This is a genomic window from Hymenobacter yonginensis, assembly GCF_027625995.1.
Classification (GTDB): domain Bacteria; phylum Bacteroidota; class Bacteroidia; order Cytophagales; family Hymenobacteraceae; genus Hymenobacter; species Hymenobacter yonginensis.
Genome location: NZ_CP115396.1, coordinates 2793835 through 2811450, shown reverse-complemented (window position 1 = coordinate 2811450; position 17616 = coordinate 2793835). Strand labels below are relative to the sequence as shown.

The window sequence follows — 17616 nt, the reverse complement described above, 5'->3', positions numbered from 1 at the left end:
AAAGTCAGACCTTAAATGAGAAGGGAAGCGGGCACGAGCCGCCGACTACTTAACCGGGCTGGCCGCACGGCCCCCAAACGAGTAGGAAAGCCCCACGGCCGCCGTCTGCACCGCCGTGCGGTACGAGCCGTCGATGTTGCTTACCACGTCGCGCGATGGGTTCACGCGGGCGCGCCGCTCGCCGCCCTGGGCGTAGCTGTAAGCCAGGTCCAGCAGCAGGTTGGATTTCAGCGCTAGGCTCAGGCCTACAGAGCCACCGAGCAGGTTGGCGTCGGGCAGGTCGGGCGAGATGAACTCGTCGCGCACGGGCGTTTCATCGTAGCTCACGCCGCCGCGCACGCTCAGGTTGGGCGTTACGGTGTACTCGGCGCCTACGCGGAAGGCCATGGCGTCTTCGTAGCGGCGTCCGGCCGTCACGCGGGAAGCGTTATCCAGCTCGAAGTTCAGTGAATCGTAGCGGCTCCAGCTGGTGAGGTGAAAGTCGAACGTCACCAGCAGGTTCTTGGTCATGCGGTCAGCCATGCCCACGGCCAGGGTGGAGGGCAGCTCCAGGTCGGTGCGGAAGCCGGCCCGGGCCGGGAACTGCGCGGCATCCCGCTCCGGAATGTTGGCGTAGGTGGCCTCACCGTTGCGCACTTTCAGCGTCACGGGCGTGCGGTAGCTGATGCCAAAAGCCAGGTTATCGGCGGTGCGGCCGTACAGGCCCACGTTGGCGCCGTAGCCGCTGCCGCTGCCCGTAAACAGGGCCTGCGCGGTCGGGTCGTCGTACTGGCCCAGGGCGCGCTGCTGGCGCATGTCGCCGTAGGCATAAATCACGCCAGCGCCCACGCTGAAATTCTCGCTGAGCTGGTAGCCCACGGTGGGCTGCACGTAGAGGCTGCTGAAGCGGGCTTCCTGCACCACGCTGCGGCCTTCCCAGTTCGAGGGCCACTTGGTGTTGTAGCCGAAGGGCTGATTAACGCTCAACCCCACGCTGAATTTGCTGTTGAGGCGCGTGGCAGCGTAAAAGTAGCCGCCCGGCTGGGGCTGTAGCTCCTGGCGCGTCAGGCGCCGCGAGTCGGTGCCCAGAAACGAGGACAGCCGCGCCGTGCCCAGGCCGCCCACGCTCACGTGAGTCAGCGAGTCGAGGTGGCCCAGCGCCCCGGGGTTGTAGTAGAGCACGGCAATGTCGCGCACGTACGCTGTGCCGGCTCCGCCCAGCCCTAGCAAGCGCGCACTCTGCGGCGCCGACTGAAAGCCGCCAGCGGTGGCGGAAAGCGAAAGAAACAGGAAACCAGAAAGAAAGTAATGACGCGCCATGCAGACAGGGTTTCGGACAATAGGCCGCAAAGGTAGCGTACTGAGGTGATTAAGTGAGTAGGCGGCGAAGGGATTACGCCGGAAATTCCGGCGGCCCCATTCGCTGCCAGCGGCGCCCCGGATACGCTTTGCCACGCACGCTCGCCTAAATAGGGTTTCGGCTATCGTTTCACGCCGAGGCTGTCCAGGGCGTGCTGGTAGCGGCGGGCGTTCTGGCGGTGCTCGGCGTAGGTTTCAGCGAAGTCAGAAAAGCCGCTCAGGTCGGCGCGGGCGCAGAAAAACAGGTAGCGGTGCGCCGCCGGCCGCAGTACCGCATCTAGGCTCTGGCGGTTGGCCGATGTGATGGGGCCGGGCGGTAGGCCTTTGTGGCGGTAGGTGTTGTAGGGCGAATCCACCAGCTTGTCGCGGTTGAGCACCCGCTTCACCCCAAAGTTGCCGATGGCCCACAGCAGCGTGGGGTCAGCCTGCAGGCGCATGCCGCGCCGCAGCCGGTTGAGGTACACGCCCGCAATAACCGGCTTGTCCTCTTTCTTGGCCGTTTCGCGCTGCACGATGCTGGCCAGCACGTGCACCTCAGGCACGGTCAGCTGCAGCGAATCGGCCCGCTGGCGGCGCTGGGCAGTCCAGAACCGGCGGTGCGTGGCCGCGGCCGAATCCAGAAACGTGCGCGCCGAGGTATTCCAGAACGCCCGATAGGGGCCGGGTAGAAACAGCGTCAGGATAGTGGTGGTGTCTAGCTGGTAGCGGCGGCGCAGGTAGGCGTTATCCTGCAGCAGCCGGCGCAGATCCAGCGAGTCGGCCTCCAGCTGCCGGCTGATCTGGCGCGTGAGCTGGGGCTTGTACTTGAAGGCGTCGAGGGTGAAGGCCACTGTGTCCTGGCGGCCGGCCAGCAGCATATCCAGCAGCGCGGCGTTGCCGAGGCCAGGTTCCAATCGATAGCGCCCAGGGCGCACATGGGCCGGATAGTCGCGCTGCGTGGCCAGCCACTCAAACGTGCCGGGGTCGCGCAGCAGATCCTGCCGCCGCAGCGAGTCGCGCACGGCCGGCCAGCCCGCGCCCGTCCGGATGTACAGATACGCGGCCCCGTACGGCGACTCGGCCACGTTGGGCTGCCACAGCACGCGCCACGCGCCATACAGCGCTGCGCCGCCAGTCAGCAGCAGCACAACAAGCAGAAACCAAAGCCAAGAGCGGGCAGCAGTAGTCAAAAGCAGCAGGGAACAGTGAAACCAAAGTCCCAAAGGTAACGCGCCGGACGGCTGTGGCCCGGACTTCAGTCCGGCGCCCGAAACCGCTCGAACGGCGCGGGGGCGCGAACTACGCAGCGCTACTGCCAATCGCGCTGCTCAAGGGATGGTGTTGCGTAATAGCGCTGCTTAGTAGCCACGGGCTCCGGACTAAAGTCCGGACCTCAGCCACGCGGCGCGGTTCCGCATGGCCGCCCCGCCGGGCCGGTTCGGAAACCGGCCCGGCGGGGCGGCGTATGGTCTTGCCGACTTTGTCGGCGCAGACCGTCGCCAGCGCAGTCATCGCCACAACTACGAACAACGGACAACTAACAACGAGCAACTAAAAACCTATTCGCCGTTTACCAGGGCCGCAATGGCTTCAGCGGCTTCCTGCTGGCTCTGGCGGCGCGCAATTTCCACGGGCGGGGCGGCCCGTACTTCGCAGTCGAGGATGGAGCACCGCTCGCAGGTTTCGTTGACGCGCTTCTGCACGATGGCCGGGTCGTTGAGGAACTGCACTTTCTGGCGCAGGTTGTCGTCGCAGAGCAAGCCCACGGTTACGCTCACGGCCGGCTCGTTGGCCGTGCCGGCGCGGGCCAGCGAGAGGCACAGGTATTCGTCTTCGTTGGGGTAGCGTGAGCGTTGGGTGCCCAGCACAAAGGCCGGCGCCGGGCCGGCCGCCTGCTCGCGCGCCTCCCGGATCAGGCGGATGGACACCCAGCGGCGGCAGTATTTTTCGTGTAGCTCGTTGCCGTGCGGGTTGTGCAGGCGCGACAGATGCAGCTCCTTGCTCAGCAAGTAGGCCGCGTCGGCATCGGCTTGGTCGAAGCGCAGGAAAAACAGGCTCTGAATACCGAAGTAGCGCGGCAGCAGGTTGGTGATGCGCTGCATGAACATCTCCGGCGACACATCATACTTCGTGAGCATGGCCTGCAGCAGCTCCGGCTGCCAGGTGGCCTGCCCGAAAAAGTCCTGCAGGTCGCGCACCAGGCTTTCCTCCTCCATCAGCAGCGCCCCAGCGAAATAAGACGCCTTGAAGTTGTTGAGCACCTCGTCGAAGGAATGCACCGGGAAGGTGGCATTCACGTACGGCCGCTCCTTCAGATTAAGGTAGTTGAAGGCCACCTCGCGGCCCAGTACAAACGACTCCTGCGCCTTGCTCAAACCCGGCCGCAGCAGCAGCGTGCGGGTTTTGGGCTGAAACACCGACCGCAGCCGGCCCAGCGCCGCGTACTCCGCCAGCTTCTCCCGGTCGAGGCGGTAGCCGTATTTCTGGCTGAGTACCCGCTCCAGCTGAGTGGTGTCGAAGGGGGCCCGAGTGCTCAGGTTCTGCTCGCCGCAGAAGGTGCGCACGTCCTGCTCCAGCTCCTCGAAGTAGTTGTCGTGCATCTCCTGGTAGGAGCGCAGCGCGGCCAGAAAGAAGCTTTCCTGCTGCATTTCGTAGTTGCGGGCTATTTCGAAGATGGTGCTGATGAAGGCGTTCATCTTGGCCGGCGCATCGGCAATCAGCTCCACGATGCGCAGCGGGTCCAGCCCGAACATCTCCAGCGGAAACTCCTTCAGCAAATCCGACTGCAGCAGCTCGGAAATGGGCTCTAGCCGCCGGCTCAGCGTCAGAGACGTGAGCTGGTCGTAGCTGACGCCCAGTACCTTGCTCAACCCCAGGATCTTATCAGCCTTGGGGTATTTCTTGCCTTTCTCAATCTCATTGAGGTAGGATACCGACACGTCGCAGGCGCGGGCCAGCTCGGCGGGCGTGAAGCCGCGCTCCTGGCGCAGCTCGCGCAGTTTCAGCCCGAAAATGAGTCGGACAACCTGACCGTGGCTTAGCATTTATATAGGAGAGATGGGTAGAAGCGGGAGAGGAGAGCGGACAGGGAGCAGCGTATGCCAGCAAAAAATGGCGGCAGCGCGGCATTCGGAACCGCGCAAATCAACGCAAATTCAATGGGTTATAAAAATTAGCGAAAATTCGCTTGTTTAATAAAATTCGCTGAGCTACGTTTGTTCTGTCCTCAGCGCAGGGCCCCGATTGTTCTCACTTTCAACCGATTCCCTATGTCACCCTTCGCCGACCTCGAACCTGCCGTAGCCGCCCCCGCCTTCCTGACGCCGGAGCGCGTGAAAATCACCGGGGCGTATTCGCCGGAGTTTGCTGAAATCCTGACGCCGTCGGCGCTGGCGTTTGTGGCTGAGCTGCACCGGCGCTTCGACCACACGCGGCAGGCGTTGCTCAAGCGCCGCGAGGAGCGGCAGCAGGCATTCGAGGCCGGCCAGCTTCCCGACTTCCTGCCCGAAACGCGCCTGATCCGCGAAAAGCCCTGGACCGTGGCTCCCATCCCGGCCGACCTGCAGGACCGCCGGGTGGAAATCACGGGGCCGGTTGAGCGGAAGATGATCATCAATGCCCTGAACTCGGGTGCCAAGGTGTTTATGGCTGATCTGGAGGATTCCAACTCGCCCACCTGGACCAACGTGGTGGAAGGGCAGCGCAACCTGCGCGACGCCGTACGCCGCACCATCTCGCTGAGCACGCCCACCAAAGAGTACAAGCTGAACGAGCAGACCGCCGTGCTGATGGTGCGGCCCCGCGGCTGGCACCTGCTGGAAAAGCATATGCTGGTGGATGGCGAGCCCGTCAGCGCCGCCTTCTTCGACTTTGGCCTCTACTATTTCCACAACGCCCACGAGTTGTGCGCCCGCGGCACGGCGCCGTATTTCTACCTGCCCAAAATCGAGAGCCACCTGGAGGCCCGCCTCTGGAACGACGTATTTGGGTTTGCGCAATGGTCGTTGAAGCAGCCGAAGTGCACCATCAAGGCCACGGTGCTGATTGAAACGCTGCCGGCCGCCTTCGAGCTCAACGAAATTCTATATGAGCTGCGCGAGCATAGCGCCGGCCTCAATTGCGGCCGTTGGGACTACATTTTCAGCTACATCAAGCGCCTGGGCCTGAAGCCCGAATTCCGCCTGCCCAACCGCGCCGACGTGACCATGGCCGTGCCGTTCATGGCCGCTTACTCGCAGCTCGTCATCCAGACCTGCCACCGCCGCGGCGTGCACGCCATCGGGGGCATGGCCGCCCAAATTCCCATCAAGAACAACCCTGAAGCCAACGAAGCCGCCCTGGAGAAAGTCCGGCTGGACAAGGTGCGCGAGGCCCGCAACGGCCACGACGGCACCTGGGTGGCCCACCCCGGCCTAGTGCCGGTGGCGCTGGCGGTTTTCGATGAGCTGATGTCCGAGCCCAACCAGATTGCCAACAAGCGCGAGGACCTGGTGGTAACGGCCGAGGACCTCGTGCGGGCTCCGCAGGGCCAGATTACCGAGGATGGCGTCAAGCTCAACATCGACGTGGCGGTGCAATACCTGGAATCGTGGCTGGGCGGCAACGGCTGCGTGCCGATTTATAACCTGATGGAAGACGCCGCCACCGCCGAAATCAGCCGGGCGCAGGTGTGGCAATGGCTGCACACGCCCGGCACGGTGCTGGCCGACGGCCGCCCGCTGACGGTGGAACTCTACCGCAGCCTGGTGCCCGGCCAGCTGGAGAAAATCCGGGCGCTGGTAGGGGAGGAGCGCTACGCCACCGGCCGCTACCTCGAGGCCGCCCGCCTGTTCGATAAGCTGGTGATGAGCGAGAAATTCATCGAATTCCTGACCGTAGCCGCTTACGAGCAGCTGCCCTAGAACGAAGGCTGTGGTACTACGAGGCCCTTCGGGCAACTCGTAGCACCACAGCCGCCCCACACCTGCCCAACACTTTCTGACTTAAAAAAGCCGCTCCGCGAGCCGGCCGGCTACGCTTTTGCCTTCACTTTCACACTTTCATTCCAACTACCATGAACAAGCAGGAACGCATTGCCGCCATCAAGCAGGACTGGGCCACAAATCCGCGCTGGAAAGGAATCGAGCGGCCTTACACCGCCGAGGAAGTAGTGAAGCTGCGCGGTTCGGTGCAGATTGAGTACTCGCTGGCCCGTCAGGGTGCCGAGCGGCTCTGGCACCTGCTGCACACCGAGCAGTACGTGGCCGGCCTCGGGGCCCTCACCGGCAACCAGGCCGTGCAGGAAGTGCAGGCCGGCCTCAACGCCATCTACCTCTCAGGCTGGCAGGTAGCGGCCGATGCCAACGGTGCCGGCCAGATGTACCCCGACCAGAGCCTGTATCCTGCCGACAGCGTGCCGGCCGTGGTGAAACGCATCAACAACGCCCTGCTCCGCGCCGACCAGATCCAGAGCGTATCGGGCGAGGGCGACGTGCACTGGATGGTGCCGATTGTGGCCGATGCCGAGGCTGGTTTCGGGGGCAACCTCAACGCCTTCGAGCTGATGAAGATGATGATTGAGGCCGGCGCTGCCGGCGTGCATTTCGAGGACCAGTTGTCGTCAGCGAAGAAGTGCGGGCATTTGGGCGGCAAGGTGCTGGTGCCCACGCAGGAGGCCATCAACAAGCTGGTGGCAGCCCGCCTCGCCGCCGACGTGATGGGCGTGCCCACCCTGGTAGTGGCCCGCACCGATGCCGACGCCGCCGACCTGCTCACCGCCGACGTGGACCCGCGTGACCTGCCCTTTATCCTACAGGAAGCCGAGCGCACCTCCGAGGGATTCTACCGGGTGCGTTGCGGCGTGGAGGCCGGCATTGCCCGCGGCCTGGCCTACGCCCCCTACGCCGACCTGATCTGGATGGAAACCTCGCACCCCGACCTGGAGCAGGCCCGTCAGTTCGCCGATGCCATTCATGCGCAGTTCCCCGGCAAGCTATTGGCCTACAACTGCTCGCCCTCGTTCAACTGGGCTGCCAAGCTCAGCGTGGAGCAGATGGAAACCTACCGCGAGGAGCTGGCCGCCATGGGCTACAAGTTTCAGTTTATCACGCTGGCTGGCTTCCACGCCCTCAACACCAGTATGTTTGAGTTGGCACTGGCCTACAAAGCGCGGGGCATGGCCGGCTACTCGGAGCTGCAGGAGCGCGAGTTTGCGCTGCAGAAGCACGGTTTCAAGGCCGTGAAGCACCAGAGCTTCGTGGGCACCGGCTACTTCGACGCCGTGCAAAACGTGGTAAGTTCTGGTAAAGCTAGTACAACCGCTCTGGTTGGTTCAACAGAAGAAGCACAATTTCATGTGCGGTCATAGATAATTATGTAGAATCTGAGTGACTTCGCCCGCATGATTTTCGGAATCGTGCGGGCGAAGACGTGTAAAGTCGGAAGATAAATGTGTATTACTCTAATTTTTAGAATATTATGCAAGAAAAGGCTTTTGAAGCAAGTCTGTTTTCTACATCTTTTGTATTGGTCCGCTGGGTTGGAAAGATTAGAATGTGAGAGTAAATCGTTCAAGCCCATACTATCTGCTGTGTACAAGCCTCTTCGTTACACCCTGTTTGCTGTCTCTTTTTTATCAAGTTGTGAATCAACTGAGTCAGAGCCAAAATTCAAATTGCCCGACATATCAGAGAAAGGTGCTAACACTCTAGGGTTTGAAGTAGATGATAGGGTCTGGATTAATTATGGCCGCAGATGCTTCCTGTTTGGAGGCGGATGCAGTGATAATCAGATACGCGCATATTCCCGTGTTTACAGAGGAGCCCGCATCTTTTCAGTATCGGCCGGAATGACAGCCGGAAAGCGCGACGAAGCCTTCAACTTCTCAATTGACTCATTATATGGACCGGGCACTTATGCTTCAGGTGGCCCCGTGCAGAACTTACCCGCAGGCTCATATGCCACTGCTCGCGACGGATTGTCCTTGAGTGATGGATTCAATAAATACTCATACCGGAGTAACTACCAAAATGCCACCCGAATCGTGGTGACTAAGGTCGATACCGTGGAGCATATTGTCTCTGGCACGTTCGAAGGTGTTTTAGAAGATGGCTTGAAGCCTGGTAAGAACGTCAGAATTCGGAACGGGCGCTTCGACGTTAGATATATTCGCTGATAGCCCGCATTCGTACGCTGGAACGCGCTAGATCATTACAGAGTTAAAACGGCGTCGCTATTTGACCATAATCCAGGCCATGGCGCTGGGTGGTTTCCTGTAGGATGGTTTTCTGCCAGGGGCGCAGCACCTGGTCGGCGCCCAGCTCGATGATGTCGGCCACTAGGCGGTTGGACAGCACGAGGTTGGCCACGTAGCCGTTCAGGTCGGTGGTGATGTGGTTTTTGAGCTGAAGCAGCAGCTGCTCGCGGGCGTCGGCGCGGTTGGCCTTCTCGCCGCTGAGGCGCCGGCGGAACGGGAAGCGGCGCTGCTCGCCCGTGGCGGCCGGCTCCGGCACGGCCACGAAATTGTCGGGCGACAGAGCCGTGAGCTGCTCCAGATACGGGGTGCGCTTCAGCTCAGGGTGCAGGCCGCGGGCGTTTTTCCAGTCGTTGAGGCTGCGGGGCGTGTCGCGCACCAGCTCCGGCAGCCGCTCGTTGGCAAACACCATGTACGGCGGCCGGTCGATCTGGCGGGCTACCTGGTCGCGGAGCATGTACAGGTCGCGGAACAGGGGCATTTCCTGGGGCAGGATGCGGTATTTGCCGGCCACGCGCAGGTACGGGCGCTCGTCGCGGGTGTAGCGCACTTCTTCCAGGGCCGCGTTTTCCTCATCGGCCCAGTGCAGGCGGCCCAGGGCGGCCAGCTTGTCGCGCAGGCGGTCGGCCAGCTCGAACAGGTAGAGCACGTCGTTGGCGGCGTAGAGCTTCTGCGCTTCCGTGAGCGGGCGCTTCAGCCAGTTGGACTTCTGCTCGCCCTTGTCCACCTCCAGCCCCAGCTCGGCCTGAATCAGGCGGCCCAGCGAGATGTTGTTGTCCGACTCGGCCAGCAGGGTGTATTGCACGCTGGTATCGGTGATGTTGCGCACGTGCACGCCGTAGAGTTCGTCGAGCAGCAGAATATCCGACTTACAGGAGTGGAACACCTTTTCCACGGCCGGGTCGCGCAGAATAGCCCAGAGCGGCTCCAGGTCGTGGGCGGGGTTGGTGAGCGGCAGCGGGTCGATGAGCAGCATGGCCTGTCCATCAAAAATCTGAATCAGCGCCAGATTGCGGCCGTAGCGGTGGCGCATGTCGTCAAACTCCAGGTCGATGGCAATGCGGGAGGCCGTGCTGAGTGCCAGGGCGGCTTGCTGCACTTCTGCAGCGGTGGTAAGGTACTGAATGGCAGACATTCGCAAACAAGGGAAGAGAGCGGCAGACAACGCCGGCCGCCGGGTACTGGCCGGGCCAACTCCGGTAAAGGTAGCTAGTCGCTACCCGCAAACCCAACCGGCTATTAAAGGCCGGTTAAAGTCGGTAAGTAGCATGTTAAGAAATATATGATGATTTTGCGTGCAAATTTGGGGCCTGAAGCATCTAAAGAAGGATGCGACAGGCGTTAGTTGCATTCGTTTTTCCTTCTGGCGGTCTTGCCGGATATTTTTCACTCTAATAGGCTCTGATAAGAGTCAGGTAGTATGAAACAAACTTCACTCATTCCTATACTGTGTGCCGTTGCAGCGGCTACGTCGGTGCCCGCTATGGCGCAGACGCGGGCCGTAACCGGCCGCATCACGGGTGCCGACGGCACCGGCCTGCCCGGTGTGACGGTGCTGGAGCGTGGCACCACCAACGGCGCCAGCACCAGCGCCGACGGCAGCTTCTCGCTGACCGTGCAGCCCGGCGCTACGCTGGTAGTTAGCTCCATCGGCTACAACACCCAGAACGTAGTGGTAGGCGACCGGACCACGGTGGCCATCACGCTGCAGGAAAACTCGGTGGCCTTGAGCGAAGCCGTAGTAATCGGCTACGGCAGCCAGTCCAAGTCGGAGCTGACCGGCTCCGTGACGCAGGTGACGGCCAAGGACGTGCAGAACGTACCGACCGTGAGCTTTGAGCAGGCCATCCAGGGCCGCACGCCTGGCGTGCAGATCAACCAGGGCTCGGGCAAGCTGGGCGCCGGTGTAAACATCCGGGTACGCGGTTCGTCGTCGGTGACGGCCTCCAACCAGCCGCTGTACGTTATCGACGGTATTCCCGTCACGTCCAACGATACGGGCGTAGCCTTCGGCGAAAGCACCAACCCGCTGGCCGACCTTAACCCCAACGACATTGAAAGCATTTCGATTCTGAAGGATGCCGCTTCGTCGGCCATCTACGGTTCGCGCGCTTCCAACGGCGTTATCCTCGTAACCACCAAGAAAGGCCGCCAAGGCCAAACCCGCGTGAACGTGGGCGCCTACTGGGGCACCAGCAAGGCTACGCGGCTGCGCAAGTTTCTGAACTCGGCGCAGTACAAGGAGCTGTTCGGGGAGGCCATCACCAACGCCTCGCTGATTGACGACTCCTACATCAACAGCAACTACGGCCCCAACCCAGACCTGGCCGAGGTATTCGCCAGCGAAGGTGGCATCGACTACAACTCGACGCTGGACACGGACTGGGCCGGCGCGGCTTTCCGCAAGGGCAAGGTGGCGCAGTATGATTTCAACGTGAACGGTGGCGACGCCAAGACGCGTTTCTACATCAGCAGCACCTACAACGACCAGACCGGTATCATCATCGGCAACCGCTACCGCCGGGGCAGCTTCCGCGCCAACCTCGACCACAGCATCAGCGACAAGATGAAGGTGGGCGTGAACGTGTCGCTGATCCGCTCGGTAAACGACCGGGTAGCCGACGACAACGACTTCGCCAACCCCGTGCAGCTGAACGCCCTGCCACCGCTGCAGGCCAAGTACCTGGCCAACGGCAAGGTGAACCAGAGCACGCTCTACTACAACAACCTGGCCGAGCTGGGCTCGACCAACCGCTCGGGCAACTACCGCTCGTTCAGCTCGGCGTTCCTGTCTTATAGCCCCATCCAGAACCTGACGCTGCGCACCGAAGTAGGTGGTGACTTCCTGAGCATCAACGAGGAGCTGTACCGCGGCATCGAAACCGAAACCGGCCGCGCCCGCAAAGGCTACGCTTTCGAAAGCCAGGGCAACGTGGTGAACTACACCACCAACAACACGGCCACCTACGCCAAAACCTTCAACGAAGACCATTCGGTAGAAGCACTGGCTGGTTTCTCGTTCCAGCGCTACAACCAGAAGTCGGTGAGCTCGGAAGGCCAGACTTTCCCCAACGACGAGTTCCGCAAGATTGCCAGCGCCGCCAAAATCACGGCCGGCGACTCGCGCGTGAACGAGTATGTGTTCCTGTCGTACTTCGGCCGGGTGAACTACAACTTCCGCGAGAAGTACCTGGTGTCGGGTAGCCTGCGCGTGGATAAGTCGTCGCGCTTCGGGGCAGATAACCGCACGGGCGTATTCCCGGCCGGCTCGCTGGGCTGGGTTATCTCCAACGAGGACTTCCTGAAGGACAACAGCATTGTAAGCCTGCTGAAACTGCGCGGCTCCTACGGCCTGACCGGTAACGCCTCCATCGGCAACTATGCTTCGCTGGGCCTGTACGGCGCTATTCCGTATGCTGACCAGGCGGGTATCCAGCCCACGCAGCTCGGCAACAGCATCCTGACCTGGGAAAACACGGCACAGGCCGACCTGGGCCTGGAGTTCGGCGTGCTCGACAACCGGATTTCCGGCGAAGTAGACATCTACCAGAAAAACACCAGCGACCTGCTGCTGGCCCGTCAGCTGCCCTACACCGGCGGCTACAACGACATTTACGAGAACCTGGGCAAGATGCGTAACCGGGGTCTGGAAATCTCGCTGAACACGCGCAACCTCGACGGCAAGTTCAAGTGGACCACCAACTTCAACATCTCCTTCAACCGCAACGAGGTAACTGACCTCAGCGGCCAGGAAATCATTTCGGGTGGCCGCAACCTGAGCCGCGTGCGCGTAGGTGAGCCGATTGGTGTGTTCTACGGCGTGAAGTACGCTGGTGTGGATCCTGCCAACGGCGACGCCCTGTTCTACACCGCTGACGGCAGCAAAACGCCTATTTACAGCCAGGCGGCCACGCAGAAGCTGGGTGACCCCAACCCGCAGTACACGGGCGGCTTCAACAATACCTTCTCTTACAAAGGCTTCGAGCTGGGCGCCCTCACGCAGTTCACCTACGGCAACGATATCTACAACATTGCCGGGGTATATCAGGCCGTAAACGGCGACTTCTTCGACAACCAGACGCTGGACCAGCTGGACCGCTGGCAGAAGCCCGGCGACAACACCAACGTACCGCAGGCCCGCTTCGGCGAAGGCAACGGTACCCAGACGTCGTCGCGCTGGATTGAGGATGGCTCGTTCTTCCGCATCAAATCCGTGACACTGGGCTACACCCTGCCCTCGGAATGGGCGAAGAAGGCGATGCTACAGTCGGCCCGCGTGTACGTAACCGGCCAGAACCTGGCCACTATCACCAACTACAAAGGCTACGACCCGGAAGTAAACACCGGTTTTGTGGGCGGCAACACCACGGCCGGGGTACAGAATGGCAACTACATTCTGGGCCACGACTTCTACACTCCCCCACTGGCGCGCACCATTCTGGTGGGTGTGAACTTCGGCTTTTAATCTGCAAACGACTTTTCAATCATGAAGATATCTTCTTTCGGACGGACTGCTTCGCTGGGCCTGCTCCTGACGCTGGGCCTCTCGGCGTGCGAAAAGCAGCTGGACCTGGCGCCTACCACGCAGGTAGATGCCGCTACTGCTCTCGATACTGCTGATAAGCTGGAAAGCGCCATTGTAGGCGCTTATGCCAAGCTCGACAACGGAGCCCTGTATGGCACCAACTTCTCGCTGCTGCCTGAGCTGCTCGCCCCCGAAGACTACGTGCTGTGGCAGGGGACGTTTACCAGCTACCGCGACGTGTTTCGGCGCCTGATGCAAAGCAACAATGCCGAGGCTACGCGTACCTGGCAGGTGGCGTATCAGACCATCAACTTCACCAACATCATTCTGGAGGCCCTGCCCGTCGTGACGGATGCCGACCTGAAAGCTCAGTACGAAGGCGAAGCCCGCTTTATCCGGGGCGCGCTCTTCTTCGAGCTGGTGCGCCTCTATGGTCTGCCCTTCCAGGCTGGAGCCAGCAACCCCGGTGTGCCCCTGACGCTGACGGCCAACAAAACGGCCGAGCAGGCGTCGCAGCAGCTGGCACGTGCCACGGTAGGTGAGGTGTATGCCCAAGCCATTGCCGACCTACGGGCTGCCGAGACGCTGCTGCCCGAGGAAAATGCCAGCGGCAGCGGCCGCGTGAACAAGTTCACGGCAAAAGCCATGCTGGCGCGCCTCTACCTGCAGCAGAGCAACTACGCGCAGGCCCGCACGCTGGCCAACGACGTGATTGAGAACAGCGCGGCCTTCCTTACGCCCTCCGTAACCGGCCCGTTCCGCACGCGCAACTCCAGCGAGTCGCTGTTTGAGATTCAGCAGAACGACCAGTACAATGCTGGCGCTGCCAACGATGGTCTGGCTACGTTCTTCGCTCCTTCAGATTTTGCCCGCGGCGACGTGGCTGTACTGGCGCCGTTCCTGGCCAAGTATGAGCCTACCGATGCGCGCTTCACGCTGCTCTTCATCGAAGATCAGGGTGGCCGCGCCGGCCGGATTCGCAGCACCAAATGGAACAACTTCGGCCAGAATATCCCGGTTATCCGGCTGGCTGAGATGTACCTGATCCGCGCCGAAGCCAACCGCGAACTGGGCACCAGCATTGGCGCCACGCCGTTGGAAGATGTGAATACCATCCGCGAGCGGGCTCAGGCCACGCCGCTGACAGCCGTAACGGTAGCCGATATCCTGAAGGAGCGGCAGCTGGAGCTGGCTTTCGAAGGTGCCCGCATCCACGACCTGCGCCGCCGTCAGCTGTCGGCCGGTACGCTGCCCTGGAACAGCCCCCGCCTGGTGTTCCCAATTCCGCTGCACGATACCAACCTCAATAAGGCGCTCGTGCAGAACCCCGGCTACAATTAAGCTTCGGTTCTGTTAAACCAAAAAAGCGCCCCTGCCAGCTGGCAGGGGCGCTTTTTTGTGTCTTTTAGCAGGCTGCCACAGTTGTGCGCTGCCTGTAGCTTACTCGTAGTCGTCTTCGTCGCGCTCGAAATCCAGGGTGGCGGCCAGGGCGGTGGCCTCCCGGAGGACGTCGTCCATCAGGGCCTGGGAATCGGCGTCGAGGGTGCGCTCGAACAGGTTCAGCAGCAGCTCGCCTTCGTCGTTGACGTATAGGTTGGTGTAGAGGCGCTCGAAGGCCTTGGCCTCCTTATGCATCACGTTGTCGATTTCGGCGATGGAGCGGGCCTGCAGGGCGCGGTTCAGGGCCTCTACCACCTTGCGGCTGTCGTCGTTGTCGCCGAGGTCGGAGAGCAGTTGCAGAATGCTCATGGCCGTAGCCAGCCGCACCCGCTCAAACCGAAACGACAGGTCGCGGGCCGGGGCCTGCTGCAGCTCGCTGTAGGCGGCCAGGGTGGTTGGCGCAAGAAAAGGGGCCGGGTTGGGCACGCGGCGAAACGCTTCGTGCAGTAAGTCTTCGAATGCGGGCATAGCAGCAGGGAAACCTGGCGCCAGCTGCCTGAAAAAAGCCGCTGGCGGTTACGGAAAAGGAAAAGCAGGCAGGATATTTTGTAACCCTACGCCGCAAAGGTACGATTGGAAATAAAGCAGGCCGGCACGGCTTTTCCCGTGGTTTCGTGCTTACCTTCATCATCCCTTCCAAATTCCCGCCCTCTAACTTCCGTTTCCCGATGACGCACAAGAAAAAATGGCTGCTGTTTGCCCCCAGTGGACTCATGGTAATCGGCTTGGGTTCCTGCCTGGTGCAGTGGGCGGCCAGCAAAAAGCAGCACGGTGCTCCCGCCAGCGAATGGGTAGTAGCCGGTACCCTGGCCCTGGGCGTACTCAACGCCGGCATCAGCCTGTTTGGGCGAGGTGTGGCGGAAGGGGTGCTATATGAGCTCGAAGAAAAAGAGCAGGAAGAAAGCTTCGACTACAACAACGTGGCCCGCTTCTAGCGCCAGAATCCACAAAAAAAGCTCCCCGGCACTGGCCGGGGAGCTTTTTTTGTGCCGCTTTAATACCTCCTACAGCACTTTCAGCGTGAGCTGCGAGGCGTGTTGCGGCGAGTGGTAGAGGCGGTGCGTGGCCGTCTGGAAATCCTTCTCGTCGGCCTCGAAGATGTTGGGCACGAAGGTCTGCGGGTTGCGGTCCACCATCGGGAACCAGGTGCTTTGCACCTGCACCATCAGGCGGTGGCCCTTGCGGAAGGTGTGGCACAGGTCCTGCACCGTGAAGGGCACGGCCGTCACCTGGCCCGGCACGAAGGCCTCGGGCATCTCGAAGCTGTTGCGGAACCGGCCGCGCATCACCTCCGAGCGCACCATCTGCTGGTAGCCACCGAGGCGCACGTTGGGCAGCAGGCGCGGGTTGTCAGGCGTGTCGTTGGGGTACACGTCGATGATTTTCACCACCCAGTCGGCGTCGGTGCCGGTGGTGGCCACCTGCAGCAGCGCCTGGATGGGGCCGGCCAGCGTCATGTCCTCGGTCAGCACGTCGGTCTGGTAGGTCAGCACGTCGGGGCGGCGCGAGGCAAAGCGCTGGTCATCGGTCATGTACTCCTTGGTCATGCCGGTGGCCATGCCTTCGTTGGACGGCACCGGGTGGGCCGGGTCGCTCAGGTACTGGTCGAATTCGGCGCCGCTGGCGGGCTTCTCGAACGAAATCATGCCGTTGGGCTGGAAGTACAGCACCTTTTCCTTGGCTTCTTTGGGCGGCCAGGCATCGAAGGTGCGCCAGCGGTTGGTGCCGCTTTCAAACACGGTAGCTTCGGGCGTGGCGGCGGACTTGCCGTCTTTCAGGTTGGCCTTGAAGAAGGGCGCCTCTATTTCCTTCTGATAATACTGCGACGGCGACGGGCCGTAATCGACGTTGCCGACCAGTTCGCCCAGGCCGCGGGCCCAGCCGCCGTGCACCCACGGCCCCATCACGAGGCCGTTGCGCTGGCCGGGATTCTGCCGCTCGATGCTCTTGTAGATTTCCAGCGCCCCAAACAGGTCTTCGGCATCGTTGAAGCCGCCCACGGTGAGGATGGCGGTGCCTTTGTTGAGGTTTTTGAGGTGCGGGCGTAGGTTGCGCTCCTGCCAGAACTGGTCGTAGTTGGGGTGCGCCACGATGTCCTTCCAGAACGCCACCTGGCCTTTGTAGTAGCGGGCGTCGGCGTTTTTCAGCGGCCCCATCTTCAGGAAGAAGTCGTAGCCGTCGGGGGTGCCGTGCTTGAAGCCGGGGTTGCCGGTGGGCGTAGGCGTGGGGCGCGGCAGCCCGAAGCTAGCGTAGAAGTTGAAGGCGTGCGGCAGGAAAAACGCGCCGTTGTGGTGAAAGTCATCCCAGAACCAGTCGGCAATGGGGGCCTGGGGCGAGGCGGCTTTCAGGGCCGGGTGGCGGCTGAGCAGGCCAGTGGCGGTATAGAAGCCGGGGTAGCTGATGCCCCACTGGCCCACGCGGCCGTTGTTTTTGGGGCCGTTTTTCAGTAGCCAGGCAATGGTATCGAAGGTGTCGGTGCCCTCGTCGATGTCATTTTTGCCGCTGTGCGTGTCCTTCTCGGGCCGCACGTCCACAAACTCGCCCTCCGACATGTAGCGGCCGCGCACGTCCTGGTAAGCGAAGATGTAGCCCTCGCGCATCATGGTGCTGCTGGGCCCGAGAGCGTACTTGTACTTGCCCGCGCCGTAGGGCCCTACGGCGTAGGGCGTGCGGTTGAGCATAATCGGGTACTTCACCTTATCGGCGTCGTTGGGCGCGTACACCACGGTGTAGAGCTTGCGGCCGTCGCGCATCGGAATCTGGTATTCCGTTTTGGTGTAGTGCTGCTGGATGTAGAGCGTGTCGGCGGCCAGCTGGGCCTGGTAGGCTTTTTCGGCAGGGGTGACGAGCTGGGCACGGGCCGGGGCCGCCGCCGCCAGCAGGATTCCCGCCAGCAGTGCCGAGCGGAGGTAAGTGTGGGTCATGATGGGTAGGGAGAAAAGGAACGGCTAACAGACACCCCAAACTACCACAGGCTGCGCAACTTTTCAGCGCCGGGCGGGACTTTCAGCGAATCCGGGTGCCGCGCAACCAACTTTCGCGGTACGCGGCATCTGTCACCCGCTGCTTACCTTGCCGCCTTCAATCCTTTCCGCTACCTGAT

At 61.8% G+C, this 17616-nt stretch carries 12 protein-coding genes; 6 read left to right on the top strand and 6 right to left on the bottom strand.

Annotation, left to right across the window (positions count from 1 at the left end; genetic code table 11):
• Positions 1 to 45: 45 nt before the first annotated feature.
• From O9Z63_RS12145 to O9Z63_RS12135, 3 genes are all read right to left on the bottom strand, one after another.
• Positions 46 to 1299, bottom strand: coding sequence for an OmpP1/FadL family transporter (locus O9Z63_RS12145; protein ID WP_270125490.1), 1254 nt, complete (start codon positions 1297 to 1299; stop codon positions 46 to 48).
• A gap of 161 nt (positions 1300 to 1460) precedes the next feature.
• On the bottom strand, positions 1461 to 2465 hold the full coding sequence (mltG, locus tag O9Z63_RS12140; RefSeq protein WP_270125489.1) for an endolytic transglycosylase MltG: 1005 nt from the start codon (positions 2463 to 2465) through the stop codon (positions 1461 to 1463).
• A 411-nt stretch (positions 2466 to 2876) separates the two neighbouring features.
• A complete protein-coding gene (locus tag O9Z63_RS12135; protein WP_270125488.1) occupies positions 2877 to 4361 on the bottom strand; it encodes a helix-turn-helix domain-containing protein in 1485 nt (494 codons plus the stop codon).
• A 225-nt stretch (positions 4362 to 4586) separates the two neighbouring features.
• Here O9Z63_RS12135 and aceB point away from each other — a divergent pair, with 225 nt between their 5' ends.
• The 3 genes from aceB to O9Z63_RS12120 all read left to right on the top strand — a co-directional run bounded on the left by aceB (position 4587) and on the right by O9Z63_RS12120 (position 8470).
• Complete coding sequence (gene aceB, locus O9Z63_RS12130; protein ID WP_270125487.1) at positions 4587 to 6218, top strand: malate synthase A; 1632 nt, start codon at positions 4587 to 4589, stop codon at positions 6216 to 6218.
• Positions 6219 to 6370: 152 nt separating this feature from the next.
• Positions 6371 to 7663 carry an isocitrate lyase gene (gene aceA / locus O9Z63_RS12125; protein ID WP_270125486.1) on the top strand — a complete coding sequence of 431 codons (1293 nt, stop codon included), beginning with the start codon at positions 6371 to 6373 and terminating at the stop codon, positions 7661 to 7663.
• A gap of 222 nt (positions 7664 to 7885) precedes the next feature.
• Positions 7886 to 8470: a hypothetical protein gene (locus O9Z63_RS12120; RefSeq protein ID WP_270125484.1), complete on the top strand. Its 585-nt coding sequence runs from the start codon at positions 7886 to 7888 to the stop codon at positions 8468 to 8470.
• 43 nt (positions 8471 to 8513) lie between these two features.
• Here the strand turns inward: O9Z63_RS12120 and O9Z63_RS12115 are convergent, their stop codons facing one another.
• Positions 8514 to 9683, bottom strand: coding sequence for a ribonuclease D (locus tag O9Z63_RS12115; protein WP_270125483.1), 1170 nt, complete (start codon positions 9681 to 9683; stop codon positions 8514 to 8516).
• Between the two features lie 285 nt (positions 9684 to 9968).
• Between O9Z63_RS12115 and O9Z63_RS12110 the strand changes: the two genes are divergently transcribed.
• Positions 9969 to 13013, top strand: coding sequence for a SusC/RagA family TonB-linked outer membrane protein (locus O9Z63_RS12110; protein WP_270125480.1), 3045 nt, complete (start codon positions 9969 to 9971; stop codon positions 13011 to 13013).
• Positions 13014 to 13034: 21 nt separating this feature from the next.
• Positions 13035 to 14414: a RagB/SusD family nutrient uptake outer membrane protein gene (locus O9Z63_RS12105; RefSeq protein ID WP_270125479.1), complete on the top strand. Its 1380-nt coding sequence runs from the start codon at positions 13035 to 13037 to the stop codon at positions 14412 to 14414.
• Between the two features lie 99 nt (positions 14415 to 14513).
• Here the strand turns inward: O9Z63_RS12105 and O9Z63_RS12100 are convergent, their stop codons facing one another.
• Positions 14514 to 14981 carry a hypothetical protein gene (locus O9Z63_RS12100; protein WP_270125478.1) on the bottom strand — a complete coding sequence of 156 codons (468 nt, stop codon included), beginning with the start codon at positions 14979 to 14981 and terminating at the stop codon, positions 14514 to 14516.
• A 200-nt stretch (positions 14982 to 15181) separates the two neighbouring features.
• On the opposite strand from O9Z63_RS12100, the gene O9Z63_RS12095 reads away from it, so the two are divergent.
• Positions 15182 to 15448: a hypothetical protein gene (locus O9Z63_RS12095; protein ID WP_270125477.1), complete on the top strand. Its 267-nt coding sequence runs from the start codon at positions 15182 to 15184 to the stop codon at positions 15446 to 15448.
• 69 nt (positions 15449 to 15517) lie between these two features.
• Here O9Z63_RS12095 and O9Z63_RS12090 read toward each other — a convergent pair whose 3' ends face one another.
• A complete protein-coding gene (locus O9Z63_RS12090; protein WP_270125476.1) occupies positions 15518 to 17437 on the bottom strand; it encodes a CocE/NonD family hydrolase in 1920 nt (639 codons plus the stop codon).
• Between the last annotated feature and the right edge of the window lie 179 nt (positions 17438 to 17616).

Bases quoted from the DNA above. Each gene is read 5' to 3' on its own strand.
- O9Z63_RS12105 (WP_270125479.1), top strand. From the start codon at position 13,035: ATGAAGATATCTTCTTTCGGACGGACTGCTTCGCTGGGCCTGCTCCTG.
- O9Z63_RS12090 (WP_270125476.1), bottom strand. From the start codon at position 17,437: ATGACCCACACTTACCTCCGCTCGGCACTGCTGGCGGGAATCCTGCTG.
- O9Z63_RS12115 (WP_270125483.1), bottom strand. From the start codon at position 9,683: ATGTCTGCCATTCAGTACCTTACCACCGCTGCAGAAGTGCAGCAAGCC.
- aceA (WP_270125486.1), top strand. From the start codon at position 6,371: ATGAACAAGCAGGAACGCATTGCCGCCATCAAGCAGGACTGGGCCACA.
- aceB (WP_270125487.1), top strand. From the start codon at position 4,587: ATGTCACCCTTCGCCGACCTCGAACCTGCCGTAGCCGCCCCCGCCTTC.
- O9Z63_RS12145 (WP_270125490.1), bottom strand. From the start codon at position 1,299: ATGGCGCGTCATTACTTTCTTTCTGGTTTCCTGTTTCTTTCGCTTTCC.
- O9Z63_RS12095 (WP_270125477.1), top strand. From the start codon at position 15,182: ATGACGCACAAGAAAAAATGGCTGCTGTTTGCCCCCAGTGGACTCATG.
- O9Z63_RS12110 (WP_270125480.1), top strand. From the start codon at position 9,969: ATGAAACAAACTTCACTCATTCCTATACTGTGTGCCGTTGCAGCGGCT.
- O9Z63_RS12135 (WP_270125488.1), bottom strand. From the start codon at position 4,361: ATGCTAAGCCACGGTCAGGTTGTCCGACTCATTTTCGGGCTGAAACTG.
- O9Z63_RS12100 (WP_270125478.1), bottom strand. From the start codon at position 14,981: ATGCCCGCATTCGAAGACTTACTGCACGAAGCGTTTCGCCGCGTGCCC.